At 66.1% G+C, this 14,043-nt stretch carries 28 protein-coding genes; all 28 read right to left on the bottom strand.

Annotated elements, in window-relative coordinates; translation table 11 throughout:
* Window positions 1-7 precede the first annotated feature (7 nt).
* Complete coding sequence (locus NDI85_RS20050; protein ID WP_310916793.1) at window positions 8-1,540, bottom strand: hypothetical protein; 1,533 nt, start codon at window positions 1,538-1,540, stop codon at window positions 8-10.
* Between the two features lie 471 nt (window positions 1,541-2,011).
* On the bottom strand, window positions 2,012-2,473 hold the full coding sequence (locus NDI85_RS20045) for a hypothetical protein (RefSeq protein WP_310916792.1): 462 nt from the start codon (window positions 2,471-2,473) through the stop codon (window positions 2,012-2,014).
* On the bottom strand, window positions 2,463-2,684 hold the full coding sequence (locus tag NDI85_RS20040; protein WP_310916791.1) for a hypothetical protein: 222 nt from the start codon (window positions 2,682-2,684) through the stop codon (window positions 2,463-2,465). The genes NDI85_RS20045 and NDI85_RS20040 overlap by 11 nt, the downstream gene beginning before the upstream one ends.
* The gene (locus NDI85_RS20035) at window positions 2,681-2,917 is read right to left on the bottom strand and encodes a hypothetical protein (protein WP_310916790.1); all 237 of its coding nucleotides are present in this window, start codon (window positions 2,915-2,917) and stop codon (window positions 2,681-2,683) included. The genes NDI85_RS20040 and NDI85_RS20035 overlap by 4 nt, the downstream gene beginning before the upstream one ends.
* 64 nt (window positions 2,918-2,981) lie before the next feature.
* A complete protein-coding gene (locus NDI85_RS20030) occupies window positions 2,982-3,218 on the bottom strand; it encodes a hypothetical protein (protein ID WP_310916789.1) in 237 nt (78 codons plus the stop codon).
* 254 nt (window positions 3,219-3,472) lie between these two features.
* Window positions 3,473-3,673: a hypothetical protein gene (locus NDI85_RS20025; RefSeq protein WP_310916788.1), complete on the bottom strand. Its 201-nt coding sequence runs from the start codon at window positions 3,671-3,673 to the stop codon at window positions 3,473-3,475.
* A 289-nt stretch (window positions 3,674-3,962) separates the two neighbouring features.
* Window positions 3,963-4,463, bottom strand: coding sequence for a hypothetical protein (locus tag NDI85_RS20020; RefSeq protein ID WP_310916787.1), 501 nt, complete (start codon window positions 4,461-4,463; stop codon window positions 3,963-3,965).
* Window positions 4,460-4,912: a hypothetical protein gene (locus NDI85_RS20015; RefSeq protein WP_310916786.1), complete on the bottom strand. Its 453-nt coding sequence runs from the start codon at window positions 4,910-4,912 to the stop codon at window positions 4,460-4,462. Before NDI85_RS20015 ends, NDI85_RS20020 begins: the two co-directional genes overlap by 4 nt.
* The gene (locus tag NDI85_RS20010; RefSeq protein WP_310916785.1) at window positions 4,909-5,313 is read right to left on the bottom strand and encodes a hypothetical protein; all 405 of its coding nucleotides are present in this window, start codon (window positions 5,311-5,313) and stop codon (window positions 4,909-4,911) included. Before NDI85_RS20010 ends, NDI85_RS20015 begins: the two co-directional genes overlap by 4 nt.
* Window positions 5,310-5,543 carry a hypothetical protein gene (locus NDI85_RS20005; protein ID WP_310916784.1) on the bottom strand — a complete coding sequence of 78 codons (234 nt, stop codon included), beginning with the start codon at window positions 5,541-5,543 and terminating at the stop codon, window positions 5,310-5,312. The genes NDI85_RS20010 and NDI85_RS20005 overlap by 4 nt, the downstream gene beginning before the upstream one ends.
* Complete coding sequence (locus NDI85_RS20000; RefSeq protein WP_310916783.1) at window positions 5,540-6,088, bottom strand: hypothetical protein; 549 nt, start codon at window positions 6,086-6,088, stop codon at window positions 5,540-5,542. Before NDI85_RS20000 ends, NDI85_RS20005 begins: the two co-directional genes overlap by 4 nt.
* The gene (locus tag NDI85_RS19995) at window positions 6,085-6,297 is read right to left on the bottom strand and encodes a hypothetical protein (protein ID WP_310916782.1); all 213 of its coding nucleotides are present in this window, start codon (window positions 6,295-6,297) and stop codon (window positions 6,085-6,087) included. The genes NDI85_RS20000 and NDI85_RS19995 overlap by 4 nt, the downstream gene beginning before the upstream one ends.
* The gene (locus NDI85_RS19990) at window positions 6,294-6,698 is read right to left on the bottom strand and encodes a hypothetical protein (RefSeq protein ID WP_310916781.1); all 405 of its coding nucleotides are present in this window, start codon (window positions 6,696-6,698) and stop codon (window positions 6,294-6,296) included. Before NDI85_RS19990 ends, NDI85_RS19995 begins: the two co-directional genes overlap by 4 nt.
* Window positions 6,695-7,234: a hypothetical protein gene (locus NDI85_RS19985; protein WP_310916780.1), complete on the bottom strand. Its 540-nt coding sequence runs from the start codon at window positions 7,232-7,234 to the stop codon at window positions 6,695-6,697. The genes NDI85_RS19990 and NDI85_RS19985 overlap by 4 nt, the downstream gene beginning before the upstream one ends.
* Window positions 7,231-7,446, bottom strand: a complete 216-nt coding sequence (locus tag NDI85_RS19980; protein ID WP_310916779.1) for a hypothetical protein — start codon at window positions 7,444-7,446, stop codon at window positions 7,231-7,233. The genes NDI85_RS19985 and NDI85_RS19980 overlap by 4 nt, the downstream gene beginning before the upstream one ends.
* On the bottom strand, window positions 7,439-7,951 hold the full coding sequence (locus tag NDI85_RS19975) for a DUF1643 domain-containing protein (RefSeq protein ID WP_310916778.1): 513 nt from the start codon (window positions 7,949-7,951) through the stop codon (window positions 7,439-7,441). The genes NDI85_RS19980 and NDI85_RS19975 overlap by 8 nt, the downstream gene beginning before the upstream one ends.
* Window positions 7,948-8,202 (bottom strand): hypothetical protein, encoded by a 255-nt coding sequence (locus NDI85_RS19970; protein WP_310916777.1) that lies wholly within the window; start codon window positions 8,200-8,202, stop codon window positions 7,948-7,950. The genes NDI85_RS19975 and NDI85_RS19970 overlap by 4 nt, the downstream gene beginning before the upstream one ends.
* Window positions 8,199-8,603 (bottom strand): hypothetical protein, encoded by a 405-nt coding sequence (locus NDI85_RS19965; protein ID WP_310916776.1) that lies wholly within the window; start codon window positions 8,601-8,603, stop codon window positions 8,199-8,201. The genes NDI85_RS19970 and NDI85_RS19965 overlap by 4 nt, the downstream gene beginning before the upstream one ends.
* Entirely contained in the window at window positions 8,600-9,427 is an 828-nt protein-coding gene (locus NDI85_RS19960) for a DUF5131 family protein (protein ID WP_310916775.1), read from the bottom strand. Before NDI85_RS19960 ends, NDI85_RS19965 begins: the two co-directional genes overlap by 4 nt.
* On the bottom strand, window positions 9,427-10,050 hold the full coding sequence (locus NDI85_RS19955; protein ID WP_310916774.1) for a hypothetical protein: 624 nt from the start codon (window positions 10,048-10,050) through the stop codon (window positions 9,427-9,429). Before NDI85_RS19955 ends, NDI85_RS19960 begins: the two co-directional genes overlap by 1 nt.
* The gene (locus NDI85_RS19950; RefSeq protein WP_310916773.1) at window positions 10,047-10,472 is read right to left on the bottom strand and encodes a hypothetical protein; all 426 of its coding nucleotides are present in this window, start codon (window positions 10,470-10,472) and stop codon (window positions 10,047-10,049) included. Before NDI85_RS19950 ends, NDI85_RS19955 begins: the two co-directional genes overlap by 4 nt.
* Entirely contained in the window at window positions 10,465-11,040 is a 576-nt protein-coding gene (locus NDI85_RS19945) for a hypothetical protein (RefSeq protein WP_310916772.1), read from the bottom strand. The genes NDI85_RS19950 and NDI85_RS19945 overlap by 8 nt, the downstream gene beginning before the upstream one ends.
* Entirely contained in the window at window positions 11,037-11,630 is a 594-nt protein-coding gene (locus NDI85_RS19940) for a hypothetical protein (protein ID WP_310916771.1), read from the bottom strand. Before NDI85_RS19940 ends, NDI85_RS19945 begins: the two co-directional genes overlap by 4 nt.
* Window positions 11,623-12,222 carry a J domain-containing protein gene (locus tag NDI85_RS19935; protein ID WP_310916770.1) on the bottom strand — a complete coding sequence of 200 codons (600 nt, stop codon included), beginning with the start codon at window positions 12,220-12,222 and terminating at the stop codon, window positions 11,623-11,625. The genes NDI85_RS19940 and NDI85_RS19935 overlap by 8 nt, the downstream gene beginning before the upstream one ends.
* Entirely contained in the window at window positions 12,219-12,938 is a 720-nt protein-coding gene (locus tag NDI85_RS19930; RefSeq protein WP_310916769.1) for a GNAT family N-acetyltransferase, read from the bottom strand. Before NDI85_RS19930 ends, NDI85_RS19935 begins: the two co-directional genes overlap by 4 nt.
* Complete coding sequence (locus NDI85_RS19925; protein ID WP_310916768.1) at window positions 12,938-13,276, bottom strand: hypothetical protein; 339 nt, start codon at window positions 13,274-13,276, stop codon at window positions 12,938-12,940. Before NDI85_RS19925 ends, NDI85_RS19930 begins: the two co-directional genes overlap by 1 nt.
* Window positions 13,273-13,905, bottom strand: a complete 633-nt coding sequence (locus tag NDI85_RS19920) for a hypothetical protein (RefSeq protein ID WP_310916767.1) — start codon at window positions 13,903-13,905, stop codon at window positions 13,273-13,275. Before NDI85_RS19920 ends, NDI85_RS19925 begins: the two co-directional genes overlap by 4 nt.
* A complete protein-coding gene (locus NDI85_RS19915) occupies window positions 13,895-14,035 on the bottom strand; it encodes a hypothetical protein (RefSeq protein ID WP_310916766.1) in 141 nt (46 codons plus the stop codon). Before NDI85_RS19915 ends, NDI85_RS19920 begins: the two co-directional genes overlap by 11 nt.
* Between the last annotated feature and the right edge of the window lie 8 nt (window positions 14,036-14,043).

The following is a 14,043-nucleotide window of genomic DNA, read 5'->3' as shown; positions in this document are numbered from 1 at the left end:
GAAGTGACTACCCCTCTTTGTGCTGCTCGACACGCCGGACGTTTTCAGCATACTCCCGCTCGGAGTCGTACAGCGGGTCGTCGGGGAACAACTGTTCGCCCTCGGGGACGGTGACCGTCGGCCACTCGGTGTCGTCGACGGTGTCCTCCAGTTGGTCCACCCAGTCGGCGTACACACCCCGCTTTTGCATGTCCTGCAGCCGCTCGAACACGGGGTCGAGGTCCGACAGGTAGTTGTTCCACTCGGCCAGCCAGTCCTCGAGTGCGTCGACGTCGTCGGGCACGCCGGCCTCTTCCAGCGACTCGACCAGCGTGTTTCGTACCTCATCGACCCACCCTTTCAGCGCGTGCCGGTTCTGTGCGTGGAGATCGTCGGCGCGATACGGCGAGATAGCCTCGCGGACGATGTGCTTGTACAGGTCCGGGATCTGTTCGAGCGTGTTCAACTCACAGGCCCCGGTCCCCTTCCGCTGTTCCCACTCGTCGACGAGCGTGTCGTAGGCCTTCCCACCGGTCCCAGTCTTGTCGGACTCGCTGATGGGCTTCCGTGGCAGGCCGAACTGGTCGACCTGCTGTTTCGTGACCGCGACCTGCTCGATGCACACCCGGTGGTCGAGGTCGCCGCGCTGGTTCAGCCACGCGACCTTGCCGGCCATCGCCGAGGACATGTTGTCGCCCTTCGGGTCGAAATCGGAGAGGTAGCAGATGATAGCCGGTTTGCCGGCGTCGTTGACCCGCTGGACGAACTCGTGGGCGATAGTCAGCGACAGGTCGCCCTCGCCCTCGACGATGACGTTCACGCCGAGGTCCGCACACAGCGCGTGGATGTAGTCCGGTAGCCCCTTCTCACACCACAGTTCGACGTGGAAGGGCTGTTGGCTGGCCGTGTCGAACTCGATTTGCTCCGCGAGCGACCGGGCGACGTCGTCGGCGATGTACTCGGCGACGTCCTCAGGGCCGTCGAAGGCCAGTTCCCCGCGGTCGCCGGGCTCGGGCAGCGTCGGGAGGTCGACACCCGACGGGATGGTAACGTCGCCGACGTCCGCCGTTTCGCGATGCTCGCCGTACTGTGTGACGACGCGCTGGGCATGCTTGTTGTCGTAGATGCCACCCAACGGGATGTAGCCGAGGATGCGCGCGAGCGTGCCCGCCGATTCGAGATAGTCGTAACACTGGTCCGTGTTCTGGTAGACGCCCCACGAGCAGTTCGTCGGGGGTTCGACCGGGCCCTGGAGGCGGTCCAGTTCGCCGGCGTCGAAGTCGACGGGCAGCTGGTCGAGATTCAGCCGGGACTCCTCTGTCGTCGACATGACGATGTAGTAGTGGACGCCCCGGATGTGAATGCGGTCCGCATCGCGGCCGGCGACGGCCTGTCGCCAGAGGTCCGCGAACCACTCGGCTTTGGCGTGGTCGGCGTCGGTCCCCTTGTACATCGGGTCCCGGCGACGACTCTGGATGAGGAGGGCGTCGGGGTCGACGCCGAGCGCGTCAGCGCGTTGTTTCACGCGCTCGCGAAGGGACGTCCGGCCGTCGCTCACCATCTGTTGGCTAGTGGTGTGGGTTTTCTCGAAGCGATACAGTACATACGTGAATAGTCGGGATATGCGGCATTAAAGCTCCCGACAGTGGGGTCGCGGTGGTGGCGTCGCTCGTCGGTGTTTGCGAGCTAACCAACAGTCGGCGGTGTTCGGGGGTCCGTGTTGGTTAGTGTCTCAAACTTAGAAGTTCGGTAGGAGAACCCTTTTGCATACAACTCGCGAATAGTTTGACATGTCTCTATCGAGTGGGGCGAACACAGTTGGTACGTACCTCGGTATCGGATTACTCGTCTTCGCTGGCCTTCTCGCGGTCGCTCTCTGGCCGCAGGTCGGGGCGAGTCCAGCGTACTCGCAGGATATACAGCCCGTCAAGAACCTGATAGCCGCATTCCGCTGGGCGGGTTACTGGGCAGCTCCAGTGATACCCGGCGTTGCTGGACTGCGGTTGGTGTTACGATAAACTACCCGGCAGAATCAGCTTTTGCAGAGTCCGAACACACGGTCGAGCGACCGCTCCAGCGCCTCGTCGGAGAGTCGGCCGTGGACGTACGCCGAGTGGACGTCCTCGACGTGCTTGCTTCGCTTCGAGGGCGAGAGGTCGACAAGGCCCTCCTCCGTGGCCTCTTCCCAGATGTATCCGCAGTCCCGGCAGTAGCGACGTCGGTCCCACGCCGACGGGCCAGCCCAGACGCGGTCGACCGTCTCGACGTCCAGACTCTCGCACTCTTCGCACGTCGGACCGACGGCGACCGTGGTCGTGATGTCCTCGGTCGTGTAGTCCGAGAGAGTTGCGCCCTCAGTCAGGTCGGTCGTCGTGGTCGTGTCGGTCGTCTCAGTGTCGAGACCGCCCGGCACCGCCGTCGCCACCAGCACGAGGGCACAACCAGCGGCCATGTGCTGTTTGAAACGGGTGGTGAAGCTCGTCTCACTCGGCACTGTCACTCGCCTCGATTACCCACGTGCAGTCGTCGCCGAAGGGGGTGAACCGTTCCGGGTTCGGCAGTTGCAGTGTGTCCTCTGTGACGACGAGGTCGTCCGTCGGCACACCGAACCGGCCACCGTACGGTCCCTCGATCTCGACGTCGAAGTCCTTGCCGCGGAGGTCGATGTCGGGTTCGGCGACCTCGATATAGAGTGTTTCAGTCACGATGCATCACCTGCGTCCGGCCCCGGCACTGGGTCGTCGTCCTCTGCCGCGCCCCAGACGAGGATGTCGCGTCGGCCGCACTCAGAGCACCGAAGCGAGACTTCACCGTTGCGTGTGTCGCGTCGGAGCGTGACAGTCCGCACTTTACACCGCGGGCAGGCCATCCACTCGGTGAACGTGCTGGCGTCGATTTCCTCGAAGTGTTCGCCGAGCCACTCATCGGCGCCGGTCATGGTCCCTCCGACGGCGTCGGTGCCCGTGAATCTGCCGACGGTAGCGCTCTCGGCCGCTGTCTACTCACGACCTGACCTCCCCCGGATGCGGCACGCGCTCGACGCTGCGGCGTGGTTGGGCCGTGTAGCGATCCAGCACGTCCCCCGGCTGTTCCTCGATAGTCGGCGCGTCGAACGTTCGGCCCCAGTCGCACGACTGACACCGCATCGCGGTCATGTGGTCGGGCCCGGCCTCCCCCTCCGTAGCGCCCCCACACTCCGGACAGGCGTACTTACTGGCGTGCCATCTGTACGGGGGCATTACTCAGAACCCTCCGGTCCTTCGTCGTTTTCGGAGTGCTTATCTGGTAGCTCAGAACCACATCCCGCGCAAAACTTTGGCCACTCCATCGGTCTGGCAGTGCGAGTACCGCACTGTTCACATACCGTTTCTTCGTAGTCTTCTGGGTTGCCTCGAATCATTGTTCCTCCGTCCGGTTCTCGTCGTAATCGGTCACAGGAACTCGTCGAGTTCTGTCGCCGTCGTCGCTGACTACCTCTGCCTCCACTCGGTACCTACTCATCGAGATCGTCCTCCGGCCGCGTGACAGTCCGCGTGACACCGCCAGCCTGCTCGAAGGCGAGCGTCTGGTCGCCGGCGTAGACGAGGATGCGTGGCAACTCGTCGGCGTCAACGTCGAGACTGAGCCCCAACCGGTCGTAGTCCTGCTTGGGGATGGCGATGAGCCGCTGGCCGTCATCACCGCGCCGCAGCACGGTCGCGTGCCTGCTCGACCGACCGTCGACGCGCTCGGCGAGGCCTTTCGCGACGACGAGTGGGCGTCGCGGGCGGCCACGCGGAAGTAGCTCTCCTCCGCGCCAGATTTCGGGATGGTCTGCACCCGGCCGACGAGGTAAACGTCGAACTCGTCGGGCATCGGCTGGTCGTCGGGATACACGTCGGGGAACGTGAAACAGTCCGGGCAGGTCTGGTTGTCGTACAGCCAGTTCTTGCGTGTCTCGAAGGCCTCGCCGCACTTGCGGCACTGGATGGACTGGCGGAGCGTCATGCCACCTGCACCTCACAGCGCTCGTAGATATCGTACTCCGTACGCTCATCGAAATACTGGTAGGTGTCGGTCGAGCGGTTCGCCGGGCCCTGTAGTATCACACCCATCCCCTCATTCTGGTCGACGAGGAGGTAGCTACTGTTGTTCGTGGCCAACAGCAAGTCCGTGTAGTGCTGGGCCACCTCGCCGTCGAAGGACTGGAGCGGCCCGGTCGCGGTGTAGGTCCCGTTCGGGAACGTGGCGAGGTAGCCGCTCCCGGGGTTGTCGTCGAAGAACCCGTCGGGTTCAGCCTCGTACAGCAGGACCGTCTCGGCGTCGGTCGCGGTCTCGACCGGCACGTCCGCGCACGTCGTCGACGGCCCGGAGAACATCGCGGCGTTGGTGACGAACCAGTACCCGCCGCCGACTACGGCGACAAGGACCGCCACGGCCATGCCGAGCGAGAGTACGAGTACAAGCACGCTTCCCTCGGGTTCGTCGGCGGTCTCGTCCGTCATCCTATCGTCACCTCATTCGGATCACTACCGAACTCTACTTCGAGGCGGTACACTACCTGATTGCTCCCGTCGTAGGCGACGATTTCGGGCGTCGAACCCACAAAGGCCACAGACGTGAAGTAGAACTCCTGTTGGTGCGGTTCCAGAGACACCTTCTGCTCCGCGCTGTCGTTGGTGTAGTACCACACCTCTGCGATACCGGATTCGGATGCCGAAGTAGTCATCTCGACGTGAACGTCGTATTCCGATACCCACACATCCCGAACGACGTCGTCGCCCTCGGTCACAGTTGCATCCGTGACGGTGATATCCTCTCCGATGGTCACGGTCCTTGTCTGCCCGGTGCCGTACAGGATTGCTATGGACGCCACGCTAACGACGAGCAAGGCGATTCCGAGCCACGAGACGAGTGTCGTGAACCACCCGTCAGCCGCAGGCACGTTGCTCACCGCACACCACCATCCAGCAAGTCCGCCGCCGTGGTGTCCGACGCGATCTCGGTATCCAGATGCTCGGTTCGGAACTCGCGCCAGCGCTCAGGATTCGTTTCGAGCCAGTCGGCGGCCTCGTGGTCGGTCATCGGCTCCGGGAACCACAGCACACCCAGCAGGTCGTGCGGGACGTGGGCGCCGGCTAGCACCGGGTCGTCGGCGTCGGGGTCGAGCAAGTGACTCGTCCAGCCGTCCTCGGCGCGGACGAGCGCGAGTTCGTCCTCACACCGGGGTTCGAGTCGGATGCTTCCCTCTTCGATAGTGTCCGTGCCGTCGGCGGTCGGGGCGTCGACCGTACGGGTCGCGCGGCCGACGACGTAGCAGTCGTACGTGAACGGGTCGTAGGTCGTGTCGGTCATGTTTGAGCACTCCGTATTTGTCGGAACTGCAAGATGAACTGCGGGCCAACCAGCAACGCGATGCCGAGGTACGCAACGTACCACGGATCGACAGGGAGCGGCGACGGCAAGAACGGATAGTCGCCGAGCAGGACGAACGCGATGCCGGAGATAGCGAGGCCGTTAAGGCTCACCAGCGCCAACATCTGGTCTACATCAGGCGCGTCGTCGTCTGTTCGATTCTCGGTCATATCTGAAGTAGCTCCTTGCAGTGTTGGATGTAGTGACTGTTCGCGCCGTGGTCGTCGCGGTACTCAAGCGCCCGCTGGCAGATGTCGGGCCAGTCCTCTCGCGGGACGCCGGGCTCGCCGAGGTACGGCACTCTCTCCTCGTCGATGGCTTCCGGCGGCATCCGCGCCATCGCGTAGATCGAGCAGTACTCTTCGCTGGTTTTGGCGACGTCGTCGCCGTCCTCGTGGCGAATCCGGATGGCGACGTGGCCGAGTTCGTGCCAGAGCGTGACGTTCGTCGTGTACTCGTCCGGCGGCAGGCAGATGAGGCGATTGTACCCGAACGCCTGTGCCTGCGCGTCGGCGTTCTCGTACAGCAGGCCGACGTTGACCGTCTCGTGGGCGAGTGTCGGGAAACAGCCCAGCGCCGTCGGGAGGCGTCGCTTGATGTCCTCGACGAGGCGGTCGTCGGCGATGTCGGCGTAGTGTTCGAGCACGCGCCACGCGGCGTGGCCCCGCACCAGCTCGCCGTCGCGTTCGTACTCGACAGCGGCGCGCTGGCTCACTTTGCGCCCTCCCGAACCTGCTGGCGGTGTTTCACCTTGAAGTGGATACCGACGAACGACGCGGCGATGGAGATGAGCCCCAGCGCCACCCACAGCCAGACGGGCTGTTGCGAGACGCCGACAGAACCGATTACGAGTCCGGTCCCGAGCCCGGCGAGCATCGCGTAGTCCCAGTCGTTGACTCGGTGGGAGAGTGGTGGACGGCTCACGCATCGACCTCCACGAAGTAGTCCCCAAAGCTCCGTTCCTGCTCGCCGACGCGCTCGTCGGACCACTGATACCCGCAGGACCACCGACAGACGAACAGGCCGCGGATGGCCGTCGTCGCCCGACAGTTGTCGCCACAACGCGGGCAGAACCCGATGGCCGCGGTCGTCGGCGTGTCCGACGGCTCGTCGCCAAGCGGGCCACGAGGCCGCGTGTCCAGTCCCTCGACACCGTCGAGTGCATAGTCGTGAGGCGGCTCCGATAGCGCTTCCTTCTCGAGCGCACGGACGTCGTTGCCGTCGCCGCTGTCCATCCAGCGCGTGACGAGGTAGACGGTGTCGGTGAGCGGGCTTCGCATCAGCAGTTCGCCGGTCTCGATGTTCTCGCTATCGTAGGTACTCACGTGTAGTCCCCCACAGTAACCTGTTCGCGGTCGGTTGGCTGGCTGTGCTTGCGGTGTCCGCACCGGGCGCACTCGGGTTCGCCGTCGCGGAGTTTCCAGTACGTCGCCGAACACTCCGGACAGCGGTCGCCGTCGGTGTTCGAGAGGTCTTCGCTGAAGTGGTCGGTCACCCAGACCGTGCCGCCCAGCCGGTGGTCCGGTGGGTAGAACCGCAGGCGGCAGTCGTGTTTGGCGACCTCGTAGACGAGTTCCTGTGAGAGACAGGCGGCGGCGTCGGTCGTCTTCCAGATCGGTTCGAGGACGACGACGTACACCGGCCGCGACGACCCGTCCCCGTCGCCGAGCGTCCCCGACTGCTCGATGTAGGCCGGTCGGAACGTGTCGGCCGACGGCTCCACGCGGTCGCCGGTGCGAATCTCGCCAGAGTAGTGTTCGTGGTAGTGGTCGTCGTCGCGTTCGCGGAGGTCGTCCTCGCCGACGACATCTGGACAGCCGTTGATGCTGTCCCGAACGGCAGCGGCTTTATCGGAGTTCATTCCAGCACCTCGCTCGGTTCGTCCTTGCGCACGAACCCCATGTCGGCCTCACAGTCCGAACACTCGGGGAACGTCGCTTTCACGCGCTCGACGAACGCGTCGGCAGTCTCCTCGGGCCCGTCGCTCTCCATCTCGAAGGACTGGCAGCCGTTCGGACACGCGCCGACGACGACCGTCGTCGACCGGTCGGTGTCGTGGCGGTGGTCACTCATCGCTCTCACCGCCCTCCAGTTCGAACAGTTCCGGCTCCGCATCGGCTGGTTGATACAGCGGGTGGTTCGGGTGGCCGTCCTTCGTCGTGTCGAGCGCGTACAGGTCGACGTCGAGCTTCTCGACAAACTCGCGTTCGCGGTCGTGAAGGTCGCCGTCGGTCCCCCACGCGACGATGACCTTGTCTGCCTCGTCGCAGATATCCCGCAGGTGCTGGTCGTTCTCTGGCCCGACCGGGTCGTCGACGTCCCGCAGGTCCGCGGGGTCCGACGTTCGGTAGGCAAAGAGGTTCCCGACGAGGAGTGACCCGTAGCCCCAGTCCTCGGCGAAGCCGAGACAGCGGCGGATGGTCGGGTCGTCCTCGGTCTCGTCGGCTGTCGATGGGTTGAGCATCACGAACGCGATGGTCGGTTTCTCAGTATCCCACGTCCGGGAGAGTCGGTAGCGATACTGGCGGTCCTCGCTCAGGACGGCGTCGGCGCGGTCGTCGCTGAGGAGGTCAGTCATCGTTCCTCCACTGTGCAGTTGAAGTGGTCGGCGAGCGCCTGCATGACGTTCCACGCGTTTCCGGCCGGGAAGTCCGCGAGTGTGACCGTCCGCGTGACCGGTTCGGGCCCGTCGCCGGTGAGCGTCGGCTGACGTTCCGTCACCGGTCGCACGACCTTCACGCGCTCTTGATCTTCCTCCATCCCCTCGCGAGTGTACTCCTCGACGCGTGGGTCGCCCCGTTTGGGGAGGCGTGAATGGTCGGCGCTCATTCGCTCTCACCGTCCCGGAGGTCCTCGCAGCGTTCCTCTAGCCGGTCGAGATTCGCCACGACGTTGCCCCAATTCTCGCTGTTGGCTTCGGTGACAAGTACCGTCAGGACCTCCGAGACGCCCTCGTCGTCGACGTCCCGTGGGTCGTAGTGTTCGGGGAACGCGTCGCCGTGCAGTATCTCGCGCGAGATGTTCGCCATGTCCTGCTCGGCCAGCTGGAGCCCGGCGTCGACGCCGGTGAGGAACGGCCGGACGTTTCCCGGGTCCGCGACGCCGCTGGCCCCTTCGACCAGTCGCCGGAGGTCGCGGGCCATCGTCCGGTAGCTGTTGATACTGTCCTCCACGTTGTCGACCATCTGGACGCGCATCTCGCCGCGGTCCATGTCTCTGGTGTCGCTCATGCTGTCAACTCCTGTCGGGCCCGCTCGGTCACGTCGGGGACCGGCGGGTATTCGCGAATCTCTCGCTGTTCGTAGACGCCGTACTGCTCGTTCTCGACGGTGAGCCGCGTCCCGGACTCGTTCGTCGCCGCTGAGGACTGTTTGAAGTGAAACGCAACGTCGTCCCGGCGACACTGCCGGAGGATATCCCGCGCCCACGCGTGGTCCATCTCGCGCCGGTCGGCATCGGCCGCGTTCTCGCCGCCGACGACCGCCCAGTCGATGTGCGAGAGGTCGACCTCGCCGACGGGTTCGATGAGCGGCTCGAACGACACCCACCGGCGGGCGTCGACGTCCCGCAGCGCGTCGATGCGGTGGGTGGTGTCCGGGTACTCGCCGCCGGGCCCGCTCCCGACACTGGTGCCGACGATGGCGTTCTCGGGCCACGCCACGTCGATGTCGGCCGCTCGCTCCGGTCGCTTCGTCAGGAACACGAACTCGTGTTCGGGGCACTGTCGGGCGACGGCGACGACGCGGCGGATGAACGACGTCGGCACCTCGCGGTGGAAGAGGTCGCCCATCGAGACGACGAAGATGCGGCCCGGTCCGTCGGGGTACGTGTAGTCGAGTGGGTCGTCGAGGCGGTCTGCGTGGGTGTCGACGACGACCTCGGCGTTTTCCTGCGTCCACGCGAGGTCGTCCATGTACTCGGGGGCGTCCTCGCGGGCGGCCTGCCGGCGCGTGAAGGCTTCAGCCCAACAGTTCTGACACTCCGGGCCGTGGCGGGTACAGCCGGTGACTGGCGACCACGAGTAGTCGCACCACGAGATGTTAGTCGTCTGCATCACACATCCGCCTCCAGTGGCCCGGCACTCCGGCGCTCTCGAACGGTGCGGTACTCCCGCGACTCCCACTTCCGGTGGCCGTTGTACGGGGCTTCTAGCCGCCGAGAGAGCGTTCTGTGAGCCAACGACGCCATTTTCTGCATCCCGACCGCGCGGCCGAGATGGAACATCTCCATCGGCGAGAGGTCGAGGTCTGCGGGCGTGTCGACGTCGTACAGGCCGTACTCGGCGGCTTCGTCGTGGTGCATCTCCCGGCGGTCTTTGCACAGGTTCAACAGCGACGGGATGACCGCCGCGTCGTACTCGTCGGCGTACTCTTTCCGTGCGACCAGCGCGTCGTTGAGCGCGTCGCGATCCGGGAGGTCGACCACGTACTCGTCACCATCTGGGCGGGCAACCGCGGCGCCGATGGGCGCGTAGTTCCGGAAGGAGAGTTCGGGTTGGGACGGCCACGGCGACGTGTCGATGGGTGTGGTCGCGCCGAGATACGCGACGACGCGGCCGTCAGCCAACCACTCCAGTTCGTGGACGTGGACGCCGTTCCCGAGGTGGCGGGTCGCAACGGCGTTGATGTCCGACGGCGAGTCGACACGTGGCGGGTCGGCTTTCAGGTCCGGCGTCATGCGTTCTCACCGTCCGAATCGGCCGTGTACGGCGTCGTTTCCAGCGTAATCTCGAAGTCCCACGAGACGGCGTGCGTCGGCGCCCACGTTCGACGGTGCGGGCTCCGTTCGTTCGCCTCCGTTATCGGGATGGTATCCTCGGTCATGAGCGTCCGCAGCGCCGGGCCGGTTGGCTCGTCGTCTTCGAACATCGCCACGGGCGCGTCGAACACGAAGCCTGCCGGCTCTCCGGGCTCGTTGTCGAAGCCCACGGAGAACTCTACCGACCGGCCGCCGATGGGGTGCATCAGCTCGTCACCGAAGTAACAGCGGACCGCGCCCTCCGGCGTCGGCACACGGTCGGTCTCCGGGTCGGTGTTGTGCTGGTCGACGGTGGGGAGGGCCCAGACGTCCCACGGCGCCAGTTCGTCACCGCTACTCACCGTCCTCACCCCACGCGTCGGGATACGGCCGTGCGTTCGCCATCACCGCACGGACCGATTCGGGCACGTCGTCGACGTGCGTCGGTCGCGGATAGTGTTCGTCCAGCGTCGAGTCGACGCGCCGGACCGACCCGCTCCGCTGGCCGACGACCTTGTAGTCCTGGTAGTGCGGGAGCGTGCTGATGCACTTGTAGAACCGCGTATCCAGCGGCGTGCCGGCCCAGTAGCACCACAGATACCCCGGCGCGTCATCGGAGATTCGTAGGACGATGTCGCCCTCGGTCATCTCCAGCGGCGCGAGGAACTCGTGGACGCCGGGCGACCAGTACGTGCCGTCGACGTAGTTCGCCAACCGCTGGCAGACGTCGCTGGGGACCTCTCGAAGCCGGTCACGGGCGCGGCGTTCGTACTGGTTCAGCACCGGCCCGCCCTCGCAATCCCAGTACGGACAGCCGCCGTCCGCAGGTATCGTGTGGTGGCCCTTCGGTTCCCGGCCGCAGGTCTCGCACGTCTCGTGGCGCGAGAGCGGGTTCCCGGCCGTGTCGTCAGAGCGGACAGCCCGGCTCATCGGCTCACCTCCAGGGCCCGCTGCACGCGGTCGGCGTCGACACACTGCAGGCACAGGTCCTCGGTGTGATGGTCAGAGCCGTGCGTCTCGGTCCAGAACGTCACGCCGAAGACCGTCGTGAACTCCGCCTCACAGCGGTCACAGGTCTCGATCCAGTCCCGGACCAACAGCGACGGATGGTCGCCGGGCTGCCAGAAGTAGTTCGGGAACCGGCGGCAGTCGTCACACCGCCACTCGAAGTCCTCCAGTGCCTCACCCGGACAGATGTGGACGTCCTCTTCGGTCCCGCAGGCCACACACGAAGTCTCACCGTCGTCAGCGGGGTAGTCCTCGGGGCCGTAGTGGGCGGCGAGTTGGTCGCGCAGGCGTTCCTGCCGGGCCTCGACGGTGCGTTCGACGTCCCACGCCCGGACGCCCTGCGGGTTCCCACCGCACTCGGGACAGCGGGCGAGTCGTGACGAGGAGTAGGGCGCTTCGACCTCGTGGCCGCAGTGCTGGCACGTCCACCCGACGATGGGTGTGCCGTCCTCGCGACGCCGGCGGGGCCACGAGAGGCGGGCGTCGGTGGTGGCTTCGGCGGTCTTACTCATCGAGCATCGCCTCCTTCGCGTTCTGGAGTCGTTTGAACGCCGCGTCGCTCCCGCCGTGGTCGGGATGCATCTCCTTCGTTTTCTCGCGATAGGCGGCGTTCACGACGCCGTCGGGAGCATCCGGCGCGACGTCGAGGACTTCGTGTGGCGGCGGCCCGGCGACGACAGTCTCGCCGTCGCCGCTCGGAAGGCGGGCGGCCGCGAACTCGCTCTCGCCCGTTACCACGGCGCGGTTCCCGCGCATCCGCGTCTCGTGGACCCATAGGTACACTTCGCGGGCGTTGTCACGCAGTCGCGAGTACCGGTCGCAGGCGACCGCGAACTGCTGGCCGTCCTTCGTCCACCGGAGGACGAATCCCGGGTCGTCCGGGTTCGCGTTGTGTCGGGGGAGCGTGTTCGTTTTCGTGTGACTGTTCCCGATGGACGCGCGCCACTCCTCGGGGTCGAGACGGTCCATCTCCGTCGCGAGGTCCTTCGTCGTTTGGGCGAGCGTCGCCTCGAAGTTCCGGTTCTTTGTCCGCCGGTTGGGGTCGGTTCGTTCGAACCCGGCCGGCCAGTCGATACTCGTCGTCGTGTGTTTGCTTGCGTTCATGAATCTGCCTCGTAGCAATCGCTGGTTGTCTGTCGATTCTGTCTCGTGGCAATTCGCTGGAGGTCGGCCCCGTCGAGCGCCCACAGCGTCGTCGGGCACTGGCAGTCGACGTCGTTCGAGCGCCACGCCCCACAGTCGGGACAGGACGTGCGTTTCGCGCCGTCGCTGTCGTCGGCGTAGTAGCGCTCGAACCGCTGGATGGGCGTGAAGTCGTGGGCCTCAAACAGTGGGCGGCTAGAGCGGCCGGCGTCGCGCTCCCAGCCGAACGCGAACACCATGTCCGGGTCGCGGGCGGCCAGCCAGTCCAACCGGGCGTCGAACAGCGCATGGCCGATGCCGTGGCCCCGCCACGCCGGGTCGACCGCGCCCAGCAGGAGCCAGCCGTTGCGGTCGCCGGCGAGGGCTCCGGGTGAGAATCTTCCTTGTGGCAACGCGTCGACGGTCTGGGTGTGGTCCCGCAGCGACGCGAGCCCGCAGCCGACGCGGACCTGCTCGTGGGTCGCGACGTACGCGGCCGCGTCGATGGGCGCGGGGTCCTCGCCGTCGTTCCAACCCAGCACGTGGGCCAGCGGCCACGGGAGTCGGGTGTCGCTCTCGTATTCGACGCCGAAGTAGTGCTCCCACTGCCGTGAGACGTAGAACGCGTCGTCACGGTCGGTGACTCGCTGGAGGCCCCACTCGCGACGGGGCGTCGTCGTGGTGGTGTCGGCGGCCATCATGACTCAGCCTCCAGCGGATGCGCCTGTAGCCAGTCGAGCATCTCGTCGATGGCCGTCTGCAGGTCTGGTTCGTTCGTCGGCCCCGGCGAGCGGTTTCGACGCGTCCCGCTCCAGCCATGCTCTGACCGTTCGATTTTGGCCGTCTTCGCCGACCCGGCAGGGTCGTCCCACCAGATGACGTCTTCGGAGACCAGCGCGAGTCGCCACCCGCCCGTTTCCCGCTCGCGGATGTACGCCTTCGTGCGCTGGCGGTCCTCCAGCGTGTCAGCCGCCAGCCGGAGGTCGGATTTGTCGCCGGCATCGAACGCCGACAGCAGTTCCTGCTGGGAGCTCACGGCGACCCCTCCGTCGTGTCGTCGGTCGGTTCGAGCCCACGAATCCCCTTCTGGAGTGCCCCGACGACCTTTTCGGCGATACGCTCGCCCGAACTGTCGTCGTCGAACGCCTCGGCGGCGCTCTCGGCGCTGTCCATCGCGTCCCGCAGGAACGACGTGCCCCACATCTCGTCGCCCGACATGTCCTCGACGCGGTGCTTGTGGTGCTTTTCCCACCGGGACTCGCCGCCCGCGTCGATGAGTCGCTGGTCGGTCGCCAGCGCCGCGGGCCCGTCGACCGGGAGCGCGGCGGCGATACGCTGGCGGACCGGTTCGGGGACGTCCCGCCAGTCCCAGTCCGTGACGTCGCGCCAGTAGTTGCCCTTCCAGCGGTGTTCGACGACGAACAGGACGTACGGCTCGCCCGTCTCGTCGTCGTAGCGGATGGTCGCCGAGTACTTCTCCCGGCCGTAGCCATCGTCGCGGCCGGGGTCGGTCTCGTAGATGACCTCGATGTCGTGGTCCGTGACGCTGGTCCGGTCGGGTTGCTCGGGTTCGGGTGCCGGCCGGTCGAGGGCGTCGCCGACGCGGTCGCCGTACTTCGTGTCCGAGCGGTTGACGCTGTTGAGGTCGTCGTGCTCACTCACCATCGGTCACCTCCCGAGCGAGTGGGTGCAGGCGACGGCGTTTCCCACGCAGGCGTTCGGCCGCTTCCGCCCACGACTCGCCGTCGCCGTCAGGGACGCCGGGGTCGTCGACGAGACCGCCGTAGCGGTCCATCACTGGGA

Source organism: Haloarcula sp. S1AR25-4 (assembly GCF_031624555.1).
GTDB lineage: Archaea > Halobacteriota > Halobacteria > Halobacteriales > Haloarculaceae > Haloarcula > Haloarcula pellucida.
The sequence above is the reverse complement of the archived record's forward strand: the minus strand, read 5'-3'. Positions and strand labels throughout refer to the sequence as shown.

What these genes read in the sequence shown, in the direction of transcription:
- NDI85_RS20050 (WP_310916793.1), bottom strand. Translation starts at nt 1,540, where the DNA reads ATGGTGAGCGACGGCCGGACGTCCCTTCGCGAGCGCGTGAAACAACGC.
- NDI85_RS20035 (WP_310916790.1), bottom strand. Translation starts at nt 2,917, where the DNA reads ATGACCGGCGCCGATGAGTGGCTCGGCGAACACTTCGAGGAAATCGAC.
- NDI85_RS20030 (WP_310916789.1), bottom strand. Translation starts at nt 3,218, where the DNA reads ATGCCCCCGTACAGATGGCACGCCAGTAAGTACGCCTGTCCGGAGTGT.
- NDI85_RS20020 (WP_310916787.1), bottom strand. Translation starts at nt 4,463, where the DNA reads ATGACGGACGAGACCGCCGACGAACCCGAGGGAAGCGTGCTTGTACTC.
- NDI85_RS20010 (WP_310916785.1), bottom strand. Translation starts at nt 5,313, where the DNA reads ATGACCGACACGACCTACGACCCGTTCACGTACGACTGCTACGTCGTC.
- NDI85_RS20005 (WP_310916784.1), bottom strand. Translation starts at nt 5,543, where the DNA reads ATGACCGAGAATCGAACAGACGACGACGCGCCTGATGTAGACCAGATG.
- NDI85_RS19985 (WP_310916780.1), bottom strand. Translation starts at nt 7,234, where the DNA reads ATGAACTCCGATAAAGCCGCTGCCGTTCGGGACAGCATCAACGGCTGT.
- NDI85_RS19980 (WP_310916779.1), bottom strand. Translation starts at nt 7,446, where the DNA reads ATGAGTGACCACCGCCACGACACCGACCGGTCGACGACGGTCGTCGTC.
- NDI85_RS19975 (WP_310916778.1), bottom strand. Translation starts at nt 7,951, where the DNA reads ATGACTGACCTCCTCAGCGACGACCGCGCCGACGCCGTCCTGAGCGAG.
- NDI85_RS19970 (WP_310916777.1), bottom strand. Translation starts at nt 8,202, where the DNA reads ATGAGCGCCGACCATTCACGCCTCCCCAAACGGGGCGACCCACGCGTC.
- NDI85_RS19965 (WP_310916776.1), bottom strand. Translation starts at nt 8,603, where the DNA reads ATGAGCGACACCAGAGACATGGACCGCGGCGAGATGCGCGTCCAGATG.
- NDI85_RS19960 (WP_310916775.1), bottom strand. Translation starts at nt 9,427, where the DNA reads ATGCAGACGACTAACATCTCGTGGTGCGACTACTCGTGGTCGCCAGTC.
- NDI85_RS19955 (WP_310916774.1), bottom strand. Translation starts at nt 10,050, where the DNA reads ATGACGCCGGACCTGAAAGCCGACCCGCCACGTGTCGACTCGCCGTCG.
- NDI85_RS19945 (WP_310916772.1), bottom strand. Translation starts at nt 11,040, where the DNA reads ATGAGCCGGGCTGTCCGCTCTGACGACACGGCCGGGAACCCGCTCTCG.
- NDI85_RS19940 (WP_310916771.1), bottom strand. Translation starts at nt 11,630, where the DNA reads ATGAGTAAGACCGCCGAAGCCACCACCGACGCCCGCCTCTCGTGGCCC.
- NDI85_RS19935 (WP_310916770.1), bottom strand. Translation starts at nt 12,222, where the DNA reads ATGAACGCAAGCAAACACACGACGACGAGTATCGACTGGCCGGCCGGG.
- NDI85_RS19930 (WP_310916769.1), bottom strand. Translation starts at nt 12,938, where the DNA reads ATGGCCGCCGACACCACCACGACGACGCCCCGTCGCGAGTGGGGCCTC.
- NDI85_RS19920 (WP_310916767.1), bottom strand. Translation starts at nt 13,905, where the DNA reads ATGGTGAGTGAGCACGACGACCTCAACAGCGTCAACCGCTCGGACACG.
- NDI85_RS19915 (WP_310916766.1), bottom strand. Translation starts at nt 14,035, where the DNA reads ATGGACCGCTACGGCGGTCTCGTCGACGACCCCGGCGTCCCTGACGGC.